The sequence below is a fragment of the Lysobacter sp. genome, assembly GCF_035655815.1.
Classification (GTDB): domain Bacteria; phylum Pseudomonadota; class Gammaproteobacteria; order Xanthomonadales; family Xanthomonadaceae; genus Lysobacter_J.
In genome coordinates, this window is record NZ_DASRTS010000025.1 from 1 (window position 1) to 2,783 (window position 2,783).

Sequence of the window (2,783 nt, forward strand, 5' to 3'; positions counted from 1 at the left end):
GGACGGCAGCGTGCTGGTCGACATCTCGATCGACCAGGGCGGCTGCTTCGAGACATCGCGTCCGACCACCTGGAAGGAGCCGACCTACGTGGAGGAGGGCGTGACCCACTTCTGCGTGACCAACATGCCGGGCGCCGTGCCGCAGACCAGCTCGCAGGCGATCTGCGCCGCCATCCTGCCGTGGGTCAACAAGCTGGCCTCGGGCGACAGCTGGCGCCAGAACCCGGCGCTGGTCCGCGGCATCAACGTCGAGGCGGGCAAGATCGTCCATCCGGCGCTGGTGGACATGAAGGTCTAGGAAACCGGAGGTCGGGAATCGGGAATCGTCGAGCAGCGCCCGGCGAACCGATGCACCGCGGACCTACAATCTGGTAGCCCGGGGCGGCTCAGCCACCCCGGGCTACTATCGTTTGGGCTATGGAAGCCCGGACTACCGTAGGCCGGGTGGGAGCGATGGGCCGAATGGCCGATGCTTCAGCCGTTCTCGATTCCCCAATCCCGATTCCCGGGTTTTTGGCGTATATTCAATAACTAACGCAATCCATTTGAGGCAGAACATCACGGTGGCGCAGGCGTCCGCGGCAAGCCGCAAGAAACTCAAGGCCGAGAAACTGCCTCCGTCACCGCGCAGGCAGCGGCTGATGCGCGACATCGCGCTGATCCTGATCGCGCCGCTGCTCCTTTACCTGCTGGCGAGCTTGGTGACCTTCTCGCCGTCGGATCCGGGCTGGTCGCATTCGGGCAGCGTGACCGCGCCGCTGCATAACGTGGGCGGCCGCGTCGGCGCGTGGACGGCGGACGTGCTGCTGTACCTGTGCGGCTACGTGGCATTCCTCCTGCCGGTGATGCTGGGTGCGATCGCCTGGATCGCGCTGTTCGGCATGGACAGCGACGGCGATGGCGACGCCGACCTCGGTCCGGCCCTGCGCCTGGTCGGCATCGTCGGATTCCTCGTCTCGGCCACCGGACTGCTGTACCTGCGCGTGGGCGCGGTGGCTGATTTCTCCGCGGGGGCAGGGGGCATCCTTGGCCGGCTGGTGGGCAAGTCGCTCTACAACGGCTTCGGTCCGGTCGGCGGCAACCTGTTCCTGCTGGCGCTGCTGCTGGTGTCGGTGACGCTGGCGACGGGGCTGTCGTGGTTCGCGGTGATGGACAGGATCGGGCAGTGGGTGCTGGCGCTGGGTCCGAGCCTGAGCACGCTGTTCCGCAAGGGCGAAAAGCAGGCGACCGAGTGGCAGCAGACCCGCGCGCTGCGTGAGGAGCGCGAAGAAGCCCGCAAGGTCGATACCGAGCTGCGCGCCAAGCGTGCGCCGGTGAAGATCGAACCGCCGCCGCCGGCTGCGGCCGTGGTGGAAAAGAGCGAGCGCGCCAAGCGAGAGACGCAGATCCCGCTGTTCCACACCGGCGACGGCACCGGCATTCCGCCCCTGGCGCTGCTCGACGATCCCAAGCCGCAGCCCAAGGGCTACAGCGAGGAGACGCTGGAGACGCTGTCGCGCCAGATCGAGTTCAAGCTCAAGGACTTCCGCATCGACGCGCAGGTGGTCGGAGCCTACCCGGGCCCGGTGATCACGCGCTTCGAGCTGGAGCCCGCGCCCGGCATCAAGGTCAGCCAGATCTCCTCGCTGGACAAGGACATCGCGCGCGGCCTGTCGGTGAAGTCCGTGCGCGTGGTGGACGTGATTCCGGGCAAGTCGGTGATTGGCCTGGAGACCCCGAACACCTCGCGCGAGATGATCTTCCTGTCCGAGCTGCTGCGCTCGAAGGAATACGACAAGTCCGCCAGCCCGCTGACGCTGGCGCTGGGCAAGGACATCGCCGGCCGCCCGACGGTGGCCGACCTGGCGCGCATGCCTCACCTGCTGGTCGCCGGTACCACGGGCTCGGGCAAGTCCGTGGCGGTCAACGCGATGGTGCTGTCGCTGCTGTACAAGGCCTCCGCCAAGGACCTGCGGATGCTGATGATCGACCCGAAGATGCTGGAGCTCAGCGTCTACCAGGGCATCCCGCATCTGCTGGCGCCGGTGGTCACCGACATGAAGGAGGCCGCCAACGGCCTGCGCTGGTGCGTGGCCGAGATGGAGCGCCGCTACAAGCTGATGTCGGCCGTGGGCGTGCGCAACCTGGCCGGCTTCAACAAGAAGGTGAAGGACGCCATCGACGCCGGCCAGCCGATGATGGATCCGCTGTTCAAGCCGAACCCGGAACTGGGCGAGGCGCCGCGTCCGCTGGAGACGCTGCCGTTCATCGTCATCTTCATCGACGAATTCGCCGACATGATGATGATCGTCGGCAAGAAGGTCGAAGAGCTCATCGCGCGTTTGGCGCAGAAGGCGCGTGCGGCCGGCATCCACCTGATCCTGGCGACGCAGCGCCCGTCGGTGGACGTCATCACCGGCCTGATCAAGGCCAACATCCCCACGCGCATCGCGTTCCAGGTGTCGAGCAAGATCGACTCGCGCACCATCCTCGACCAGTCCGGCGCCGAGACGCTGCTCGGCCACGGCGACATGCTCCACATGCCCCCGGGCACCTCGATGCCCGAGCGCGTGCACGGCGCGTTCGTGAGCGACGAGGAGGTGCATCGCGTGGTCGAGCACCTCAAGCAGATCGGCGGCGGGCCGGATTACATCGAAGGCGTGCTCGACGAAGTGCAGACGCTTGCCGACGGATCGGTGGTCGGCGCGACCGGTCTGCCGGAAAGCGGCGGCGGAGGCGGGGACGAGTCGGACCCGCTCTACGACGAGGCGGTGCGCATCGTGACCGAGACGCGGCGTGCGTCG

General features: G+C 67.3%; 1 protein-coding gene and 1 pseudogene. Both read left to right on the top strand.

All coding sequences use genetic code 11. The features are described from left to right. A pseudogene (locus VFE83_RS06220) lies at positions 1 to 298 on the top strand (alanine dehydrogenase); the annotation flags it as partial. Between the two features lie 265 nt (positions 299 to 563). Next, a partial coding sequence (locus VFE83_RS06225; protein ID WP_324904166.1) for a DNA translocase FtsK occupies positions 564 to 2,783 on the top strand: 2,220 nt, incomplete at its 3' end.